Source organism: Falsigemmobacter intermedius (assembly GCF_004054105.1).
GTDB lineage: Bacteria > Pseudomonadota > Alphaproteobacteria > Rhodobacterales > Rhodobacteraceae > Wagnerdoeblera > Wagnerdoeblera intermedia.
This window is the reverse complement of record NZ_SBLC01000112.1, coordinates 1-2,362: the sequence shown is the minus strand read 5'-3', so window position 1 is coordinate 2,362 and position 2,362 is coordinate 1. Positions and strand designations below refer to the sequence as shown.

2 protein-coding genes and 2 pseudogenes are annotated in these 2,362 nt (G+C 58.6%); 2 read left to right on the top strand and 2 right to left on the bottom strand.

Annotated features, from left to right (window positions below):
- Together EP867_RS19325 and EP867_RS19320 are read right to left on the bottom strand one after the other, a co-directional pair.
- A pseudogene (locus tag EP867_RS19325) lies at positions 1–587 on the bottom strand (IS5 family transposase); the annotation flags it as partial.
- 211 nt (positions 588–798) lie between these two features.
- Positions 799–1,698 (bottom strand): annotated as a pseudogene (locus tag EP867_RS19320) (IS3 family transposase); the annotation flags it as partial.
- A gap of 53 nt (positions 1,699–1,751) precedes the next feature.
- Here EP867_RS19320 and EP867_RS19315 point away from each other — a divergent pair.
- Positions 1,752–2,060: a transposase gene (locus EP867_RS19315; RefSeq protein WP_128491056.1), complete on the top strand. Its 309-nt coding sequence runs from the start codon at positions 1,752–1,754 to the stop codon at positions 2,058–2,060.
- Positions 2,057–2,362: IS3 family transposase (locus EP867_RS19310; RefSeq protein WP_164888980.1), on the top strand; the 306-nt coding region annotated here is incomplete at its 3' end. The genes EP867_RS19315 and EP867_RS19310, both read left to right, overlap by 4 nt.

Sequence of the window (2,362 nt, the reverse complement as noted above, 5' to 3'; positions counted from 1 at the left end):
GCCAATGGCACTCGACGTGACCTCAACGGCACGGATCTCCAGCGTTTCCTCATCAATCGCGATGTGGATCTTGCGCCAGACCCTGCGCTTGGAGCCGCCATGTTTGCGGCGCTGCCACTCACCTTCACCCTCTGCTTTGATCCCACCTCGCCATGGTCTCTCGGACCAGTGGCGTTCCCATGGCTCGATGTCGATCAAAAGATGAAGGTTCTCCCTGCGACGGTAAGGGATTGCGACGTTCAATGTCTTCTGGCGGCGGCTGAGAGTGCTGAAGTCAGGCACCGACCACGGCAAACCGGAAAGATTTAGCAGGCTTTCCATGAAACCCCCTCGCCATGGTTCCTTGAACCAGTGGCGGAACATGGCTCGACCTGTCGCAAAGGGAGGCCGAAGAGAACCTTCAGCGTTAAGCAGGCTTGAATGGCGGCGTCACTATACGCTTGCTGGCGGCCACGTTTGCCGGACGGTCAAGCTTCCCACTCCATGTCCGCATCAAGCCAGACGGTCAGCGAACCTCGTTGCTTCAGGGACTGGTTGTAAGCACGCCAGTTGCTCGTCTTGTAACGGGGCTTCGATGGATAAGTCATGCCAAACGCTTAGCACGACCCGGCAACATCATGAATCCCAATCGATTTACGCAACATGTATAACCGCCCCTTGCGCAAGAGGGTATTTTGGATCTTTTTGACGCGTTGTCGGGTGCTGACATGTATCCGGCCTCTGGTGCGGCTATCTCATGCCGCGGGCCCGTATGGTGTTTGAACCGCGCCGAGTTTGCCGGAGGCTGATATTCAATAGTTACGCGGCCATTGGTTCTGTTTCCAGAGCCGCATAGAAGTTGGCCTCTGCTTCTGCTGGAGGGATGTTCCCGATGGGCTCGGGCAAGCGGCGGTTATTAAACCAGTCTACCCATTCCAAGGTCGCGTATTCTACTGCGTCGCAGCCCCTCCATGGTCCCCGCCGATGGATAACCTCGGCCTTGAAAAGGCCGTTTATGGTCTCGGCCAAAGCATTGTCATAGCTGTCACCGACACTTCCGACCGATGGCTCAATGCCCGCCTCGGCCAGCCGGTCGGTATATTTAATCGACAAATATTGGCTGCCCCTGTCACTGTGGTGAATGAGGTCCATGCCCTTCGCAGGGCGGCGCTCGTGGACGGCCTGCTCCAAAGCATCGAGGACAAAACCCGCATGGGCCGACGTGCTGACCCGCCATCCGACGATGCGGCGGGCATAGGCGTCAATGACGAATGCGACGTAAACGAACCCCTTCCACGTGGCCACATAAGTAAAGTCACTGACCCATAGCCTGTTGGGGGCAGACGCCTGGAACTGGCGGTTCACCTTGTCCAGTGGACAGGGCACCTTCTTGTCGGGGATCGTCGTCCGGTGCGGTTTGCCGCGGATAGCACCTTGAATACCCATGCCCTTCATCAGCCGTGCCACGGTGCATCGCGCGATATCAAAGCCCTCGCGGCTTAGCTGGCGCCAGATCTTGCGCACGCCATAGACCCGCCAGTTCTCCTCGAACACGCGCAGGATCTCCGGGCGCAGAGCTTCGTCCCGGCGTGCCCGTTCCGACAGTCGTGCGGGATCGGATCGCTTGGCCAAATGAGCATAATAAGTGGACGGGGCGATCGGCAGAACGCTGCAGATCGGCTCGACCCCGTGGGTGCCACGATGGGCAGAGGTGGTCGCACGAATTCGGACCAGGAGCTAAGCTTTAGCGCCTGAGGAGGAACCGGTCCGAAATGACGAAACGCAAGCGCTATTCTGCAGAGTTCAAGGCGAAGGTGGCTCTTGAAGCCATCCGAGAGGAACTGACGACGGCCGAGTTGGCCAAGAAATACGACATCCACCCGACAATGATCAGCGGCTGGAAGCGCACCGCGATCGAGAACATGGCCGCAGCCTTTGGCGTAGCCTCATCCGCCGAGCCGCAGATTTCTGCGAGTGAAGTCGAGAAGCTGCACGCGAAGATCGGCCAGCTCGTCATCGAGCGGGATTTTTTGTCGGCAGCCTCCAGTCTCATTCTCGGGACTGGAGGCAAAAAGCGGTGAAACAGGATCATCCCGACCTGAGCGTCCGACGGCAATGCAGCCTGCTGTCTCTGGCGCGGTCAGGCCTCTACTACCATCCCCGCGGCGAAAGCGCCAAGAGCCTGACCCTCATGGACATCATCGATCGCCAGTTCCTTGAAACGCCGTGGTATGGGTCGCGGCAGATGGCTCGTCACATGCAGCGTGAAGGTCATCAATGTGGGCGACATCGGGTCCGCCGGCTGATGCGATTGATGCGCCTGGTGCCGATCTATCAGGCGCCAAAGACCAGCAAGAAGCATCCGGAACACAAGATTTATCCG